General features: G+C 66.9%; 10 protein-coding genes. 7 read left to right on the top strand and 3 right to left on the bottom strand.

Going from position 1 to position 16,836, the window contains the following annotated elements; genetic code table 11:
• Positions 1-70: 70 nt before the first annotated feature.
• Positions 71-586, bottom strand: a complete 516-nt coding sequence (locus AC0CH8_RS11890; protein WP_465240069.1) for a Ros/MucR family transcriptional regulator — start codon at positions 584-586, stop codon at positions 71-73.
• A 422-nt stretch (positions 587-1,008) separates the two neighbouring features.
• Here AC0CH8_RS11890 and rpsU point away from each other — a divergent pair, with 422 nt between their 5' ends.
• The 3 genes from rpsU to AC0CH8_RS11875 all read left to right on the top strand — a co-directional run bounded on the left by rpsU (position 1,009) and on the right by AC0CH8_RS11875 (position 6,474).
• Complete coding sequence (gene rpsU, locus AC0CH8_RS11885) at positions 1,009-1,209, top strand: 30S ribosomal protein S21 (protein ID WP_055997902.1); 201 nt, start codon at positions 1,009-1,011, stop codon at positions 1,207-1,209.
• A 431-nt stretch (positions 1,210-1,640) separates the two neighbouring features.
• Positions 1,641-3,257 carry a carboxylesterase/lipase family protein gene (locus tag AC0CH8_RS11880; RefSeq protein ID WP_465240068.1) on the top strand — a complete coding sequence of 539 codons (1,617 nt, stop codon included), beginning with the start codon at positions 1,641-1,643 and terminating at the stop codon, positions 3,255-3,257.
• Positions 3,258-3,483: 226 nt separating this feature from the next.
• Positions 3,484-6,474 carry a TonB-dependent receptor plug domain-containing protein gene (locus AC0CH8_RS11875; protein WP_465240165.1) on the top strand — a complete coding sequence of 997 codons (2,991 nt, stop codon included), beginning with the start codon at positions 3,484-3,486 and terminating at the stop codon, positions 6,472-6,474.
• A 41-nt stretch (positions 6,475-6,515) separates the two neighbouring features.
• Here AC0CH8_RS11875 and AC0CH8_RS11870 read toward each other — a convergent pair whose 3' ends face one another.
• Positions 6,516-7,517, bottom strand: a complete 1,002-nt coding sequence (locus AC0CH8_RS11870; protein ID WP_465240067.1) for a LacI family DNA-binding transcriptional regulator — start codon at positions 7,515-7,517, stop codon at positions 6,516-6,518.
• Between the two features lie 197 nt (positions 7,518-7,714).
• On the opposite strand from AC0CH8_RS11870, the gene AC0CH8_RS11865 reads away from it, so the two are divergent.
• The 3 genes from AC0CH8_RS11865 to AC0CH8_RS11855 all read left to right on the top strand — a co-directional run bounded on the left by AC0CH8_RS11865 (position 7,715) and on the right by AC0CH8_RS11855 (position 12,206).
• Entirely contained in the window at positions 7,715-8,956 is a 1,242-nt protein-coding gene (locus AC0CH8_RS11865) for an MFS transporter (RefSeq protein WP_465240066.1), read from the top strand.
• Positions 8,953-10,530 (top strand): glycoside hydrolase family 43 protein, encoded by a 1,578-nt coding sequence (locus AC0CH8_RS11860; protein ID WP_465240065.1) that lies wholly within the window; start codon positions 8,953-8,955, stop codon positions 10,528-10,530. Before AC0CH8_RS11865 ends, AC0CH8_RS11860 begins: the two co-directional genes overlap by 4 nt.
• Before the next feature lie 254 nt (positions 10,531-10,784).
• Positions 10,785-12,206 carry a hypothetical protein gene (locus AC0CH8_RS11855; protein ID WP_465240064.1) on the top strand — a complete coding sequence of 474 codons (1,422 nt, stop codon included), beginning with the start codon at positions 10,785-10,787 and terminating at the stop codon, positions 12,204-12,206.
• Here the strand turns inward: AC0CH8_RS11855 and AC0CH8_RS11850 are convergent.
• Positions 12,182-14,257 (bottom strand): alpha-glucuronidase family glycosyl hydrolase, encoded by a 2,076-nt coding sequence (locus AC0CH8_RS11850; protein WP_465240063.1) that lies wholly within the window; start codon positions 14,255-14,257, stop codon positions 12,182-12,184. The two genes, AC0CH8_RS11855 and AC0CH8_RS11850, sit on opposite strands and share 25 nt — an antisense overlap.
• Positions 14,258-14,376: 119 nt before the next feature.
• On the opposite strand from AC0CH8_RS11850, the gene AC0CH8_RS11845 reads away from it, so the two are divergent.
• Entirely contained in the window at positions 14,377-16,770 is a 2,394-nt protein-coding gene (locus AC0CH8_RS11845) for a glycoside hydrolase family 3 N-terminal domain-containing protein (protein ID WP_465240062.1), read from the top strand.
• Positions 16,771-16,836 lie beyond the last annotated feature (66 nt).

Raw genomic sequence — 16,836 nt, 5'->3', positions numbered from 1 at the left:
GAGTTGCGGCGCCCTGCGGACCAGCGCGTCGAAACATGGGGGAGGACGTACGCTCCTCCCCCTCGCATGCCTATTCGGCCGTACCGAGCGCCGTCTTGGCGGCGTCGAGGGCGGCCTTGCCGGTCTTGCGCACCTGCTTGACGGCACCTTCCGCCTTCCTGGCGACCTTCTGGCCCGGCTTGCGACCGAGACCGATGGTCTTGGCCATGGCGCGGCGCGCTTCGCTGTAGGCTTCTGCGACCATCGGATAATCCGCCTTCAGGCCAAAGCGCTCACGATACTGCTCGGGGGTCAGGCCATGGCCGTTCAGGTGGCGACGGAGGGTCTTGTACGGCTTGCCGTCGATCATGGAGATGATGTGATCGCGGGAAGCCAAGGATTTGCGGGCGGTGACGGCCGGCGTGTAGGTCTGCTCCGCCGAATCATCCTGCGGTGCCGCAGCACCTTTGCCGAGCTTGTTCAGGGCGTCGTGCATGGACGCGATGAATGCCGGCACATCGTCGGCATTGGTGCGCGTGCTGGGATTGGAGAGCCACGCAATGGTGAGTTCGGTCGCAAGTTCGACCGTGTTGATGTCGTCAGTCATTCAGATACTCTTGCCCGATACGAGGATAGCATGCCGGATTACGCTATCCGATCTATGCCCGATCGCTAAATGATACAACGGCAGCTACTGTCAATACTGTCTATGTAGATGTCCCGTAAATCGACAATCATAATGCTTAGGCGCGCGATGCCGGTGCGATCCGAACCGGCGTGCCGAACAGATCCTCTTTGGGCAGGAGGGGGTGGCGGCGAATTCATTGGTTCCCGCCAATATGCGCCGTACGTCTTTACTCGCGGACACGCGTGTGGCGCGTTGCACCCGTTGGCGCGACGTTCGGGCAAGGCGGTCGGGGCCTCGTGCGCCCGGCCGCGTGAAGAGTGTTCCTCAACACAACGCTTGGCGAGCCACGCATCCCCGCATACAGGGGGCGCGCACTGCCAATTTCGAGAATCAGACCAACCATGCAGATCATCGTTCGCGACAACAATGTCGATCAGGCACTCCGCGCGCTCAAGAAGAAGCTTCAGCGCGAAGGCGTGTACCGCGAGATGAAGTTGCGCCGGCATTACGAGAAGCCGTCGGAGAAGCGCGCGCGCGAGCGTGCGGCGGCGATCAGCCGCGCTCGCAAGGCCGATCGCAAGCGGGCCGAACGCGACCGGTAATCCGTCGCCGGCCGCGCCGACATCGGGACGGTAGCGGCCGCCTTCCCTGCTGACGATGCCGCCGGTCGGGGCCCCATCGCAATGAACAGCGGGAGCGTGGACGCAGGACGTGCGTGACACGCTCCCGCTGCCTGTCGTCGCGCGTACTGCTCTTCGCGCGTAATGCGAGCGGGACGACGTCGATCTCGCCCGCCTTCAGCATGGCCGCGCGATCGGGGTGACCTGCCCATCGAGCGGTGTGCACGAAGGTCCGGGTCTGAGCGGATCGATACGCCCGTGAACATACTCCAAACGACGCCCCAAACCGTCCCTGCCAAATATCCTATATGATTTCCTCGCCCGTGTAGTACCATCGGCCCTGGCGACCGCGATGCGGCGCAGGAGAGGGAGTTCACGTCATGTCAGGTCTGCCGATCGGTCGTCGTCAAGCGATGGTCGCGCCCATCTTGGGTGCGGCCGGGCTCATGCTTCCCGGCGCAGGGGCCGCCCAGGCCCGCAGGCGGCCATCGGGCCGGTCCACCCTGTCGACGCCGCGCGACGCCACGGCACGGACGCAATATGGTCCCGTGCGAGGCTATCTCGATGACGGCGTCTACACGTTCAAGGGCATCCCCTACGGCGCCGACACGGGTGGCGAGAACCGCTGGCTTCCGGCCAAGCCGCCGCGGCGTTGGACGGAAGATTTCCATGCCTTGTCGTACGGTCCCAATTGTCCGCAGACGCTGCACGACTTTCGCGCGGTAGAGCACACTTTCCTGCAACAATGGACCGACGGGTTCCTCGGCGAGGATATGTTGCGGCTCAACATCTGGACGCCCTCGCTGTCGGGCAGCAGGCCAGTGATGGTGTATTTCCACGGGGGCGGTTTCAGCTTCGGATCCTCCTACGAACTCGCCTCGCACGACGGCGCGCAGATGGCCCGCCATCACGACGTCGTGCAGATTTCGCTCAATCACCGGCTGAACGTGCTCGGCTTCCTCGATCTGAGGGACGTGGGCGGCTCCGCCTATGACGAATCGGTCAACGTCAGCATGACCGACTGCATCGCCGCGCTGCGATGGGTGCAGGAGAACATCGCCAAGTTCGGCGGTGATCCGAACAAGATCATGATCTACGGCCAGTCCGGCGGCGGATCGAAGGTGACCACGCTGCTTGGGATGCAGAGCGGGAAGGGACTGATCCATCGTGCGGCGGCGCAATCGGGCGGTGGCGGAGCGTTGCCGACCGCGGATCAGTCGCGGGAATTCGCGCATCGGCTGCTGCGCCGTCTCGATATCGGCGGCAAGGACATCGGCGCTTTGCAGAAGATCGAGTGGAAGCCCTTGTTCGAAGCCGGTAATGCGGTGGCCGACGAGATCAACGGTCCACGCGGTCCGATGGGGCCTGCCAGGACGCCGCGGGTCGGATGGAACCCGACGCTGGACGGCCGGGTCATCGATGTGCGCTCCTTCGCCGATACGGCGCCGGCGGTTTCGCGCGACGTGCCGTTTATGGTGGGGAATACCAGCGAGGAGGGCATGAGGTGGGGCTATAACCCCCAAGAGGCGCAGTGGCGTGCCGATCTGACGACACAGATGGGAGGAGCCAAGGCGGACCGGCTGATCGCGGCGATGAAGGCGGCGCACCCGGAGAAAGCCACGCGAACGCTGGCTTACGGGGTGCAGGGCCTGATGAACCGCAACCGCGTTCAGAGCATGGTCAAGCTGAAGCATGACCAGGGCGGAGCACCGGTCTACCAGTATCTGTTCCAGTTCCAGTCGCCGCAACTCGGGGGCGTGGCAGGCGCGTGGCACACGGCCGAGCTCGCCTTCTGCTTCGACAATGTCGAGCGTTGCGCACAGGGGACGGGCAACACGGTGGAAGCTCAGCGGCTGGGCCGCACGATGGCCACGGCCTGGGCGAATTTCGCGCGAACGGGCAATCCGAGCCAGCCTTCGCTGACGTGGACCGCAAGCGATCCGGCGCGCTGCCAAACGATGGTCTTCGATGTCGACAGCCGGATGGTGGACGATCCCGAAGGCGAGTCGCGGCGCATCCTGCTCGGTTGAGGAAAAACGGGGTCAGATCCGTCAGTCCGACGCCGCTGCGCGTCGGTCAGCCATGTCGATACGCGTGCTTCAAGCCTCCTGAACGACAGCCAAATGCACGATCGTATAGGATTTTTTCTGTCCGAGTATTGACATGTCCGCTCGACGCTGGGATGTCTCTGGTAACGTTACCAGAGACAAACTGGATCGATGGGAGAGGATTGTGGCTTTGAATAATTCAAGCGGAATGTGTCTTGGGCGCTGGCGGTTCAGCGCGGTCAGCTCGGCTGCGATCGCGACCTGCCTGATCGCGTCACCGGTCTTCGCCCAGCTTCCGCCGACGCAGGCGCAGGAGCAGTCCGGAAGCGCGGCTTCGACCGCTCCGGACACCGTGATAACAACCGCCAGCCCGCAAGATACGGTCGCGGAGCCGGAGGCGGGCGCGGCGCAGGACATCATCGTCACCGGATCGCGGATCACGACCGGCGGCTACACCGCGCCGACACCGACGACGGTGATCGACGCGAGCGCGATCGCCGCGAATGCGCAGCCCAACATCTTCACCACGATCGCGCAGTTGCCGTCGCTGCAGGGATCGACCGGCACGGCTACCAACACCTTCAGCACATCGAGCGGGCAGCAGGGGCTCAGCTCGTTCTCGCTGCGCGGCGTGGGCGCGATCCGGACGCTGACGCTGCTCGACGGGCAGCGCGTCGTCGGAGCGAACGTGACGGGCGTTCCGGACATCAGCCTGTTCCCGCAGTTGCTGGTGAAGCGGGTCGACGTGGTCAACGGCGGCGCATCGGCATCCTACGGATCGGACGCGGTCGGCGGCGTGGTCAACTTCATCACCGATACGCGGTATCAGGGCGTGAAGGGCAATGTGCAGGGCGGCATCACCAACTACGGCGATAACGAGCAGGTGTTGGTGCAGCTTGCGGCCGGCACCAGCTTCTTCGAAGATCGCGTGCATGTCGTCGCCAGCACCGAATATGCGCGGGAAGAGGGTATCGGCGGCGGGGAGTTCGGTATCGGTCTGGCCGGTGGGCGCGACTGGTTTCGTCAATCGACGCTCATCAATCGCAACGTCCTGAACGACGGATCGCCGCAATATCTGTTCCGGGACTTCGCCCAGCCGTACAATTACACGAAGTTCGGCCTGATCACCGCTGGACCGCTCCAGGGCACCGCGTTCGATCAGGCGGGCAACCCGTTCCAGTTCCAGTACGGCTCCAACGGCACCCCCGCGCGCGACGCCGCCGGCTCCGTCACCGGGTGCTTCCCCGGTTTCTGTCTGGGCGGCGACCTGTCCGGCAACGTCGATGCGGGCCGCTCGCTCCAGTCGCGCATCCAGCGCGTCAACAGCTATGGCCGGATCGGGTTCGACTGGGCACCCGACAACGAGATCTATTTCACCGGCAACATCGGTCAGGTGAAGACCCGCAACCAGCCGGTGGGCGGGCAGAACCGTCCGAACCTGACGATCCAGTGCGCGAACCCGTTCGTTCCCGCACTCGTCCAGGCCGCCTGCGCGACCGCCGGCATCACCAATTTCCAGTACGGCACCAGCAACGCCGCCCTCGGCAACACGCAGGTGCACACCGACCGGCGGCAGTATCGCTTCGTCGCCGGAGCGAAGGGGCGTCAGTCCGTCGCCGGGTCCGACTGGACCTACGACATGTACTACGAACACGGCACGAACTACTCGGACATCGATGTCAGCAACATCCTGCTGTCCAATCGCTTCAACCAGGCGATCAACGCCACGACGCTGAACGGCGCGATCGTCTGCGCCAACCCGGTGGCGCGAGCGGGCGGTTGCCAGCCGCTGAACATCTTCGGGGGCAATCCGTCGCAGCAGGCGCTCGACTATATTATGCCGGCCAACGGACCCTACCAGCGCACCCGCCAGACGCAGGACGTGATCAGCGTCAATTTCTCCGGCTCCCCGTTCAGCCTGTGGGCCGGACCCGTCTCGTTCGCATTCGGCGGTGAATTCCGGCACGAATATTACCGCGTCCGCGCCGATCCGTACGGCGCAGGCATCGAGAACACGCCGAACAACGCGGCCTATCCGTTCGACCCGTTGCTGCTGCCGGGCGGCAACAACTGGTACGCCGGCAACTACAAGAACGGGCAGGGCGCCTACAGCGTCAAGGAAGCGTTCGTCGAAACGAACATCCCGCTTCTGGACTCGGACGGTGCGGGACGCGCGAACATTAACGGCGCGATCCGCGTGACCGACTACAGCACCTCCGGGACGGTCTGGGCGTGGAAGGTCGGCGGAACATGGGACCTGCCGATCGACGGCTTCCGCATCCGCGGCGTGACGTCGCGCGACGTGCGCGCGCCCAATCTGTCGGAGCTGTTCGCCGCACCCGTCACGACGACGCTGCCGAACTTTTTCGATCCGTTCCGCAACGTGAACGTGCTGGCGATCCAGAATGCCATCGGCAACACCAACCTGACGCCCGAGATCGCGCGCAACTCGACCGCCGGCATCGCCTTTTCGGATTCGAAGTGGCTACCCGGCCTCAGCGTGTCGGTCGATTACTACCGCATCAAGATCAAGGACGTGATCTCCAGCCTCGGCGCGGGCGACATCGTCAACCTGTGCTTCCGGAACATCCTTCCGGCCGGTTGCAGCGCGTTCAACCTGAACAACACCAATGGCCCGAACTTCATCAACGTCCAGGCCTTCAATCTCGCGTCGATCGATACCGAGGGTCTCGACATTGAGGCGAGCTATCGCTGGCAGCGCCCGTTGGGCTTGCCGGGCAACGTCACCGTGCGCGCGCTCGCGACCAACATCCGCAAGTTCGTGACGGACACCGGCCTGCCCGGCACGATCCCGAACGATACCGCGGGGGTCAATACGGGGAGCACACCGGACTGGAAGTGGCTGGCGCAGCAGAGCTATTCCAACGATGACTTCTCCCTGCTGGTGCAGGAGCGGTGGTTCAGCGACGGCGTGCTGGGGAACCAGTATGTCGAGTGCGGCGCGGGCAATTGCCCGGCATCGACCACCACGCGGCCGACGATCGACCAGAACTTCATGCCCGGCGCGTTCTACCTCGACATCGGCGGCAGCTATAACGTCACCAAGGAGATCACCGCGTACTTCAAGGTCGACAACCTCCTCGATCGCGATCCGGCCAAGTCGCCCTTCTTCGTCAATCCGGCGCTCTACGATGTGTATGGCCGGATCTACCGCGCGGGTGTGCGATTCAACTTCTGATGCTGCGGAGAGGCGAGCGTAGCGAGAGCTGCGCTCGCCGGTCACGCCGGCGCGGCGGTGGACTCCCGCTCGACGAGCAGGTGGTCGAGGATGCAGGTCTTGCCGGTCGCCCCGGCCGCCGGCAGTCCGGTGCGCATCGCCTGGATCAGTCGCTGCATCGCTTCGGCGGCCAGTGCGCGGACCGGCTGGCGGATGGTGGTGAGCGGCGGCCAGAGCGTGACCGCGGCGGTGCTGTCGTCGAATCCGGCGACGGTCAGGTCGCGGGGCACGTCCATGTGCCGTCGGTGCGCCACCGACACGACGGCGGCGGCCATGTCGTCGTTGCTGGCGAAGACCGCGCTGGGCGGGCTGGCCGCGTCGAGCAGCGTTTCGCCCGCGATCAGGCCGGACGCGTAGCTGAAATCACCTTCGACGACGTGGGTGGTGACCGTCCCGGCATCCCGCACCGCCGCCTCGAAGCCCGCCAGCCGCTCGATACTGGCGGCCTGATCGCGGTTGCCGAGAACGAAGCCGAGCCGCCGATGGCCGAGCCCGACCAGATGCCGCGTCATGTCGTAGGCGGCACGATGGTTGTCGATGTTGACGCAGATCGCATCCGGGACGACGCCGCCGACGACGGCGACGGGCAGGCCGGCGTCGGTCACGATCTGCCGCACCGCCGCGCTCTCGCCGAGTGGTGGCGCCAGGATCACGCCGCCGATCCGCGATGCGATCAGCCCCTCGATCGCATCGCGCGTCGGTGGCGCGCCGCCTTCGCCCTTCAGCAGGATCAACTGCGCGGCCCGCGCGGACGCCTCCTCGAACACGCCGGCCAGGAAGTCGCTCATGAACGCGGCGCTGGGGTTCGAATAGATCACGCCGATCCTCACCTCTTTCGAGGTGACGAGACTGCGCGCCATCAGGTTCGGCGTGTATTTCAGCGCGGTGATCGCCTGGGTGACCGCCGCGCGCATTTCGGCCCGGACGCCCGCGTCGCCGTTGATGACGCGCGACACGGTCATCGGCGACACGCCCGCGGCCTTCGCGACATCGATGATGGTCACGCCGCGTGGGCGACGGGTCGAACGGTCCAAGTCTCTCTCTGCGCTGGCCCCGGCGTATCGTGGATCGTCGCCGCCGCTCACGGACTTGCATCGTTCCGCCGGGGCACGTCAATGGGGCGTATCGTCTCCGGAATTTGGCGAACCTTTCGGACGTTGTTTACCACAGGGGCCACAGCCATGAGTCACGGAGGCGGACGGTGAGACGATTCCCTTATGTCCGCTGGACGATCATCGCGCTGTTCGTCGGCGCGATGGTCATCAACTATCTGACCCGCAGCGTATTGGGCGTCGCGGCCCCGGCGATCATGGCCGAACAGCACATCTCCTCCGCGCAATATTCGTGGATCACCGGCGCGTTCCAGTTCGGTATCATGTTCCAGCCGGTGGCAGGCTATCTGCTCGACCTGATCGGACTGAAGATCGGCTTCACGCTGTTCGTCGCGGTCTGGTCGCTCATCACGCTCGGGCACGGGCTGGCCACCGGCTGGGTCGGCTTCGCAGGGCTGCGCGGCGCACTGGGGCTGGTCGAGGGATCGGCGCAGCCGGCGGGGATGAAGCTGGTCGCGGAGTGGTTTCCCGCCCGCGAACGCGGCGTTGCCGGCGGCGTCTACCAGATCGGGGCGTCGTTCGGCGCGGTTTTGGCGCCGCCGCTCGTCGCCTGGTCGGTCTTCAACTATAGCTGGCGTGCGGCGTTCTTCGTCGCCGGTGGGCTCGGGCTGGTCTGGGTGCTCGGATGGATCGCATGGTACGCGCCGCCTGCGCGGCATCGCGCCCTGTCCGATCGCGAGCGGACGCTGATCGTCGAGGGGCAGGAGCCCGCGCTGGTCCAGCATCGCCGCCGGCCGCCGCTGGGCGAACTGCTACGCCGCCGCAACCTCTGGGCCATCGCGGCGGCGCGGTTCCTGGCCGATCCGGTCTGGGGCATGCTGTCGCTGTGGATGCCGCTCTACCTCGTGCAGGTCCGCCACTTCGACCTCGGACAGATCGCGTTGTTCGCCTGGCTGCCGTTTCTCGCGGCCGATCTGGGGTGCCTGTTCGGCCCGGCGGTGGTGGCGTTCCTGCAACGGCGAGGCATCGGGTTGATCGACGCCCGCCGCGGGGCCTTCACGCTCGGCGCGGTGCTGATGACGGGAATGATGTTCGTGGGCAGCGTCACCAGCCCCGTCGCCGCCGTGGCGCTGCTGTGCCTTGGCGGCTTCGCGCACCAAACGCTCTCGGTCACGGTCATCACCCTGTGTTCCGATCTGTTTCCGCAGGATCAGGTCGCGACGGCGACGGGCGTGTCCGGCACCGCCGCGAATCTCGGCGTCCTGATCTTCACCTTGACGCTCGGGTCGCTGGTCGATCAGGTCGGTTACCAGCCCTTCTTCATCCTGCTCGGCCTGCTGGACCTCGCCGGTGCGGCCCTGCTCTGGACCCTGGTGCGAAAACCCGCATGACTCCTGCCAACCCCATTCTGCGCGGCTTCAATCCAGACCCCTCGATCGTGCGGGTGGGCGAGGATTACTACATCGCCACATCGACCTTCGAATGGTTTCCGGGGGTGCAGATCCACCACAGCCGCGACCTCGCGGCATGGCGGCTGGTCGGTCGCCCGCTCGTCCGCCCCAGCCAGCTCGACATGCGCGGCGATCCCGATTCCTGCGGCGTCTGGGCACCGGACCTGAGCTACAGGGACGGCCGCTTCCACCTGATCTTCACCGACGTGAAGCGCTACGGCCGTACCACCGTCGACGGTGCGAAGGGGGCGTCGCTGCGCGACTTCCACAACTTCTGGGTGTGGAGCGATCGGATCGACGGCGACTGGTCCGATCCCGTCCACCTCAACAGCAGCGGCTTCGACCCGGCGCTATTCCATGACGACGACGGCCGAAGCTGGCTGTTGAACATGCTGTGGGATCACCGCCCGGACCGGGGGCGCTTCGCCGGCATCGTCGCGCAGGAAATGGACCTGAACGCCGGGCACCTGGTCGGGCAGCGGCACCTCATCTTCCGCGGCACCCCGCTGGGGTTCACCGAGGGACCACACCTCTACAAGCGCGACGGCTGGTATCATCTGCTCGTCGCGGAGGGCGGTACCGAGCGCAACCACGCGGTCGTGATGGCCCGGTCGCGCTCGCTGTTCGGCCCGTATGAAGCGCACCCGGACGGTCCCGTCCTGACCGCGGCGGGCAATCCGGTGTCGGCATTGCAGCGCGTCGGGCACGGCGATCTGGTCGAGACGCCCACGGGCGAGCCGTGGATGGCGTTCCTGTGCGGACGCCCCTTGCCCGCCAGCGATCGCTGCGTGCTGGGCCGCGAAACGGCGATCCTGCCGATGCGGTGGGATGCGGACGGCTGGCTGCGCAGTGCCGCGCCGTTGCCTGCCCAAACCGTCGAGACGCCGATCGACGAACGCAGCGAATTCGCCGGGTCGCTCCTCCCGCCGGCGTTCCAGTGGCTGCGCACGCCGTACCCGGAAGATCTGTTCAGCCTGACCAAGCGGCCAGGACATCTGCGGCTGTTCGGGCGCGAGACGATCGGCAGTCACTTCCGCCAATCGCTGGTCGCGCGCCGGCAACAGGCGTTTCGGTACGATGCCATGACGCTGGTCGATTTCGAGCCGGAACACTTCCAGCAGGCGGCGGGACTGGTCTGTTACTACAACAGCACCAAATATCATTTCCTGCACATTACCGCCGGAGACGACGGCGGGCGCCAGATCCAGCTCCTGTCGATCCTGCCGCTCGGCGAGGGGCAGAGCTTGATGACGCCGCCGATCGTCATCGCGCCCGGTCCGGTGGAACTGCGCGTCAGTGTGGACCACGAACAGCTGCGGTTCGCATGGCGAATGGAAGGCGGCACCGACTGGTGCTGGCTGGACGACCAGCACGATGCCAGCCTGTTGTCGGACGAAGCGACGCTGCCCGGTCTGCCGAATTTTACCGGCACGTTCGTGGGCATGGCGTGCCAGGACATGGCCGGCACCGGCCGACCGGCGGACTTCCGCTATTTCCACTATGTGGAGGCGTGACAGCAAAAGTCTCGCGCATCGTCGCATGCGGTGGGCTCGGCAGATGACGACTGCATCCTCGGCACGTCCTGCACTTTGACGGCACCGGACATGACGGCTAGCCAGATCGGGTAGATTCCGGGGGGCGCAGAACATGGCGACGATCGTTTCGGGGGTTCCGCCGCGATCGGGGATGGCGGCCGACGGGTTTCAGAACATGCTGTCGGTCGGTGCCGTCGTGCTGTCCGGCCGCCGGCTAGTCGCCGGGTCGTAAGATGAAGACGATCCGCATCCTGCTGTTCGCGCTCGTCTGGCTGTCGTGCGCGTGGTTCGGGTCGTGGGAGTTCAATCCGAACAACTCGACGCGGTTGTTCGCGGCGATCAGCATGGTCGAGGACGGCGATGCGACGATCGACGAGTTCCGCGACCTGACGATCGACAAGGCGATCTTCGGGCCGCACGCCTATCTCGACAAGGCGCCGGGCATGACGCTGATGGCGTTGCCGGCGGTGGCGGTGGCCGATGCGGTGACGGGAGAGCGGGCGAGTTCGTTCGTGATGGCGCTGGGCGATCCGCAACTCGCGCGGTTCCTGCGGCTGAGGTTGCGACTGGCGACGGCAAGCGGACCGGCGCTGCTGACGGCGATCGCGGCGGTGCTGCTGTTCGACATGGCGGCGGCGTCGACCGCCGGTTCGGGAGCAGGCGTGGGGGCGGGGCTGTTCGCGGCGCTCGCCTATGCCTTGGGGACGCCGATCTGGGGATGGTCGACGACGATCTTCGGCCATGCCGCGGTGGCCGCGCTGTACGTCATCGCGGTCTGGTGCTTCTGGCGTGCGAGCCTGACGCAAGGACGCTGGCCGGCGCTGATCGGTGGCGCGGCGCTCGGCTGGGCGGTGGTGGTCGAATATCAGGCGGTGCTGGCGGGCAGCGCCATCGCGCTTTGGGCGGTGTGGCGGGTGTGGCCGTCGCCGCGACGCTGGCTGCTGCTGGGGCTGGCCGCCACCGGCGGGGTCGTCGCGCTGCTGCCGTTGCCGCTCTATAACCTGTTCGCGTTCGGGACGGTGTTCAAGGTCGGTTATTCGGGTGTGGTCGGCTTCGACGGGATGCAGCAGGGGCTGTTTGGGCTGACATGGCCGCGGCCGATCCTGTTGTGGCAAATCCTGTTCGGGGAGCGGCGCGGGCTGTTCTGGGTCGCGCCGGTGTTGCTGATCGCGCCGCTGGGGCTGGCGACGATGGCGGACGAGCGGCGGACGCGCGACGTGGCGGCGATGGCGGCGGCGGTGATCCTGATCGTGCTGATGGTCAACGCCGCCTATGTCTATTGGGATGGCGGCAATTCCACTGGACCGCGGCATGCGATGCCTGCGGTGGGATTGCTCGCGCTGTGTCTCGCGCCGTGGTGGGCGGGATTGAAGCCAATTGGGCGATGGGCGGCGGGCGCGGTGCTGGCGGTATCGATCGGGCTGAACCTCTGCGTGGCTTCGGCCGAGATCGCCGCGCCGCCCGAATTCCGCTTCCCGATCTGGAGAGCGGTGATCGAGTACCGGTTCCTGCGCGGCGACCTCCGGACATGGCCGAGCGAGTGGTTCGGCTGGTCGACCTGGGGCGGGCTGTATCTCTACGGCGTCGTCGCGGTGCCGCTGCTGGCCGTGCTGATACTCCGCGCTCGCCGCTATTGCGGATTGCCGGGCGCGTAGGGGAAGCTCAGGGCCTTGTACCAGCTCAGGTCGTGCGGCGGCGGCGCGACGCCGGCGGGCAGGGGCAGGCCGTTGACCGACATCCAGTAGGCGAGGCTGGCGTCGCGCCACCACTGTGCCTCGCGCTGCTGCACGGCGAGGAAGCTGGCGGTCTTCTGCCAGCGTTCGGCGTCGACCACGGGCTTCAACGTATCCCACCGGGTGCGCATGCCGGCGACATAGGCGACACCGGCATCGTAATGCCCCACGAGGTCCGCCCAGAGCGTCCGGCCGGACGGCATCCGCCGGTCCCATGCGACGTGGTGGAACCAGAGCAGCTCGCCCGGCGGCGTGGTGGCGGGATCGGCGAGCTTCGCGGCGACCGGCGGGGCATATTGCGCGACGGCGTTGCTGCCGGACTTCGCGCGGTCGAAGCCGATGCCGCGTTTGTCGGCCTTGTGGTAATAGACCGGGTTCCATTCGGGGCGCTTCAGATCCGACACCCACGGCCCCGGCCCGTAATGGTGGCCCGTCGCCATGACATGCGCGAGTCCGAGCGCGCCGGTGTAATCGACCACGGCTTCGCGCGATCCCATCATCATCGTCACGGCGGGCGCGACGGCGGCGGGTGCGAAGGTCTGCGTCGCCCATTCGCGCGCCACGGTCTCCGCAGAGAGCGACGGGTCCCAGGCCATGCGGCCGAACGCGTACCAGTTCGCCTGATTGAAGGTTGAGCCGGTCCAGTCGCGATCGTCGCCGATATTGGCGACGCCGGCGATGCCGGTGAGCGTATGTCCCTCCAGCGAGCCGTCCACGACCTTCGCCACGGTCGATCCCGCGCCCTTCGCGAAGGTGTCGCTCGCCAGCGTTTCGGCGAAGAGCGGGCCGAGATAGGCGAGGTGAGTGGCGAACCCCAGATATTCCTTGGTGATCTGGAATTCCATCATCAGCGGCGTCTTCGGCATCGCGCCGAACAGCGGATGAAAGGGTTCGCGCGGCTGAAAGTCGATCGCGCCGTTCTTCACCTGCACGATGACGTTCTTCGCGAAACGGCCGTCGAGCGGCCTGAACTCGGTATAGGCCTGTTTCGCGCGATCGTCGGGATCGGTGTCCGCATACACGAAGGCGCGCCACATCACGATGCCGTCATGCGGCGCGACGGCGGCGGCGAGCATGTTCGCGCCGTCGGCATGGGTGCGGTGATAGTCGCGCGGGCCGGGCTGACCCTCGCTGTTCGCCTTGACGAGGAAGCCGCCGAAATCGGGGATCGCGCGGTAGATCTCGTCGGCCTTGGCGCGCCACCATGCGGCGACCTGCGGGTCGAGCGGATCGGCGGTCTTCAGCCCGCCCAGTTCGATCGGCGCCGAGAAGCGCGCCGACAGGTAGACGCGGATGCCATAGGGGCGGAAGATGTCGGCCAGAGCCGCTGCCTTGGCGATGTAGCGCGGCGACAGGCTTTCGGCCTTCGCGTTCACGTTGTTGAGGACGGTGCCGTTGATGCCCAGCGACGCGTTGGCGCGCGCATAATCGACGTAGCGCGAGTCCTTATAGTCGGGGAGCGTCCACCAGTCCCACAGCGAGCGGCCGGCATAACCGCGCTCCACCACGCCATCGAGATTGTCCCAGTGGTTGAGGACGCGCAGCTTCACGCGGGGGGCGGAGGTGAGGTCGCCGGTGGCGCCGGTCGCGCGCTGGCGGATCAGCGCGAACGCGCCGTAGAGTACGCCGCGGTCGGTGTTGCCGGTGACGAGGGTGACCGGGCGACCGTTCAGCCGGACGGCGCGAATGAGATAGCCTTCGTCCCCCAGCGTCGCGGTCGGCAGCTTCAGGTCGGCGACCTCATCCGTCTTTGCCAGCACGATCGCACCGGCCCGGGCGGGAAGCGCGCGGCGAAGCTCCGCGGCGGCGACGCGCAGCATGGGGGTGTCGCCGCGTACCGAGACGCTGTCCGGCGCGATCGTCGTCGCAGGATATCGCATCCACAGGTCGTAACCATCTTCGGCCAGTGCGGGCGCGGCACCCGCCGACAACAACCCGGCGATCAGCACGATGCGTGCGAAAAGCGTCATCATCCTCGTCCCATTGCGCGGGCGGCGCCGTTGACAGCGCCGCCTCCTGTCGTTCATGGTAACGCTATCACAGTGATGGCATCGCAAGCAATGCCGCGTCTGCATCCGGGAGAGAGCCTGACATGACCCCCGCCGCCACGACCCTTGCCCGCCGCGACCTGTTGCGCTGGAGCGCGGGCGTTTCGCTGGCCAGCCTGATGCCCGCCGCCGTACGTGCTGCCGTCGCCGATCGCCCGTTGTACCGTGACGCACGCGCGCCCGTCGACCTGCGCGTCCGCGACCTGATCGGGCGGATGACGCTGGACGAGAAGGTCGCGCAGCTGATTACGCTGTCGACCAGCAAGCGCGACGTGATGAACGCCGACCGCGCCTTCGATCCGGTGATGGCGAGCACGGCATATCCCCACGGCATCGGCCAGATCGCCCGGCCGTCCGATCGCGGCGGTGCGGCGACGGCGAACAACACGGGCGCCGATGTTACCGGTCGCTGGCGGAAGCCGGCGGATACGATCGCCTTCGTCAATGCCGGGCAAGCCTGGGCACGGACGACGCGGCTGGGCATTCCGATCCTGTACCACGAGGAGTCGCTGCACGGGTACATGGCGCCCGAGGCGACCAGCTTTCCGCAGGCGATCGCGCTGGCGGGCAGCTTCGACCGCGACCTGATGACGCGCGTGCAGGCGGTGATCGGGCGCGAGGTGCGCGCGCACGGCACCGTGCTGGCGCTGTCGCCCGTCGTCGACATCGCGCGCGACCCGCGCTGGGGCCGGATCGAGGAGACGTTCGGCGAGGACCCGTATCTGTGCGGCGAGATGGGTGTGGCCGCCGTCCTCGGCCTCCAGGGTCCGAGCAAGACGCTGGCGCGGGACAAGGTCTTCGCGACACTGAAGCACATGACCGGGCACGGCCAGCCGCTGGCGGGCAACAATGTCGCGCCGGCGCCGCTGGGCGAGCGGGAGTTGCGCGAGAGCTTCTTCCCGCCGTTCCGCGCGGTGGTGGAGCGGACCGGCATCGGCGCGGTGATGCCGTCCTATAACGAGATCGACGGCGTGCCGAGTCACGCCAATCATTGGCTGCTGGGCACGGTGTTGCGCGGCGAATGGGGGTTCGACGGGGCGGTGGTCAGCGACTATGCCGCGATCCAGGAACTGGCGAGCTTCCACCGCATCGCCCCCGGATTGCCGGGGGCGGCGGCGCTGGCGCTGAAGGCCGGCGTGGACAGCGACCTGCCGGACGGGGTCGCGTATCGCACGCTCGCCGATCAGGTGCGCAGCGGCGCGGTGCCGGTCGCGGCGGTGGATGCCGCCTGTCGGCGCATGTTGACGCTGAAGTTCCGCGCGGGGCTGTTCGAGGCGGAGCCGGTGAATGCACGCGCGGCGGCGGCGCTGACCGCCAACGCGGAGGCACGCGCGCTGGCACTGGAGGCGGCGCGGCGGTCGATCGCGCTGCTGGTCAATGACGGCGTGCTGCCGCTGACGGCGGGCGCGCACAAACGGGTGGCGGTGATCGGGCCGAACGCGGCGGTGACGCGGCTGGGTGGCTATTCCTCGATCCCACGCACCGAGGTGTCGCTGCTGGACGGCGTGCGCGCGCGCCTGAAGGGGAAGGCGGAGGTCGTGCATGCGCAGGGCGTGTTCATTACGCAGAGCGAGGATCGGTCCGCGAACGAGGTGCTGCTCGCCGACCCCGCGAAGAACCGCGCACTGATCGCGGAGGCGGTCGAGGTCGCGAAGACCGCCGACGTGATCCTGCTGGCCATCGGTGACACCGAACAGACCAGCCGCGAAGGCTATGCAAAGAACCATCTCGGCGACCGTACCGGGCTGGACCTGCTCGGCGAGCAGAATGCGCTGTTCGAGGCGATGAAGGCGACCGGCAAGCCCGTGGTGGTGGTGGCGATCAATGGCCGGCCGCCGTCATGGCCGACCGTCGTCGCGGGGGCGAACGCGCTGCTGGAATGCTGGTATGTCGGGCAGGAGGGCGGCACCGCGATGGCCGAGGCGCTGTTCGGCGATTTCAATCCGGGCGCGAAGCTGCCCGTCACCGTCGTGCGCGACGTCGGGCAGGTGCCGTTCTATTACAATCACAAGCCGTCGGCGCGGCGCGGATATTTGTTTGATGACGATAAACCCCTGTTCCCGTTTGGTTTCGGGCTGAGCTACACGCGGTTCGAGGTGGGCGCGCCGCGGCTGTCCGTGTCGAAAATCGGCAGCGGCGGCAGCGTCACCGTCGAGGTCGACGTCGCGAATGTCGGTGAGCGAACTGGCGACGAGGTCGTGCAGGTCTATGTCCGCGATCAGGTGTCGTCGGTGGCGCGACCGGTGAAGGAGCTGAAGGGCTTCGAGCGCGTGACGCTGACCCCCGGCGAGCGCCGGACGCTGCGCTTCGTATTGGGTCCGGAGGCGTTCCGGATGTGGGACATGGACATGCGCGAGGTGGTGGAGCCCGGTCTGTTCGACATCATGGCCGGTCCGAACAGCCGCGACCTGAAGACCGCGACGCTCGAGATCGCCTGAGCGGCCTCATATATCGCGTCGGATTGGTAAGCAGATGTCAGGAATGCTGTCTGTCGATGTGGTCTG

Source organism: Sphingomonas sp. AC435 (assembly GCF_979253005.1).
Note: the sequence above shows the minus strand (reverse complement) of the source record. Positions and strands in the feature narration are given on the sequence as shown.

Excerpts from the sequence above, each read along its gene's own strand:
- AC0CH8_RS11850 (WP_465240063.1), bottom strand. The coding sequence starts at position 14,257 with ATGATGACGCTTTTCGCACGCATCGTGCTGATCGCCGGGTTGTTGTCG.
- AC0CH8_RS11855 (WP_465240064.1), top strand. The coding sequence starts at position 10,785 with ATGAAGACGATCCGCATCCTGCTGTTCGCGCTCGTCTGGCTGTCGTGC.
- AC0CH8_RS11845 (WP_465240062.1), top strand. The coding sequence starts at position 14,377 with ATGACCCCCGCCGCCACGACCCTTGCCCGCCGCGACCTGTTGCGCTGG.
- AC0CH8_RS11875 (WP_465240165.1), top strand. The coding sequence starts at position 3,484 with ATGTGTCTTGGGCGCTGGCGGTTCAGCGCGGTCAGCTCGGCTGCGATC.
- AC0CH8_RS11880 (WP_465240068.1), top strand. The coding sequence starts at position 1,641 with ATGGTCGCGCCCATCTTGGGTGCGGCCGGGCTCATGCTTCCCGGCGCA.
- rpsU (WP_055997902.1), top strand. The coding sequence starts at position 1,009 with ATGCAGATCATCGTTCGCGACAACAATGTCGATCAGGCACTCCGCGCG.
- AC0CH8_RS11860 (WP_465240065.1), top strand. The coding sequence starts at position 8,953 with ATGACTCCTGCCAACCCCATTCTGCGCGGCTTCAATCCAGACCCCTCG.
- AC0CH8_RS11890 (WP_465240069.1), bottom strand. The coding sequence starts at position 586 with ATGACTGACGACATCAACACGGTCGAACTTGCGACCGAACTCACCATT.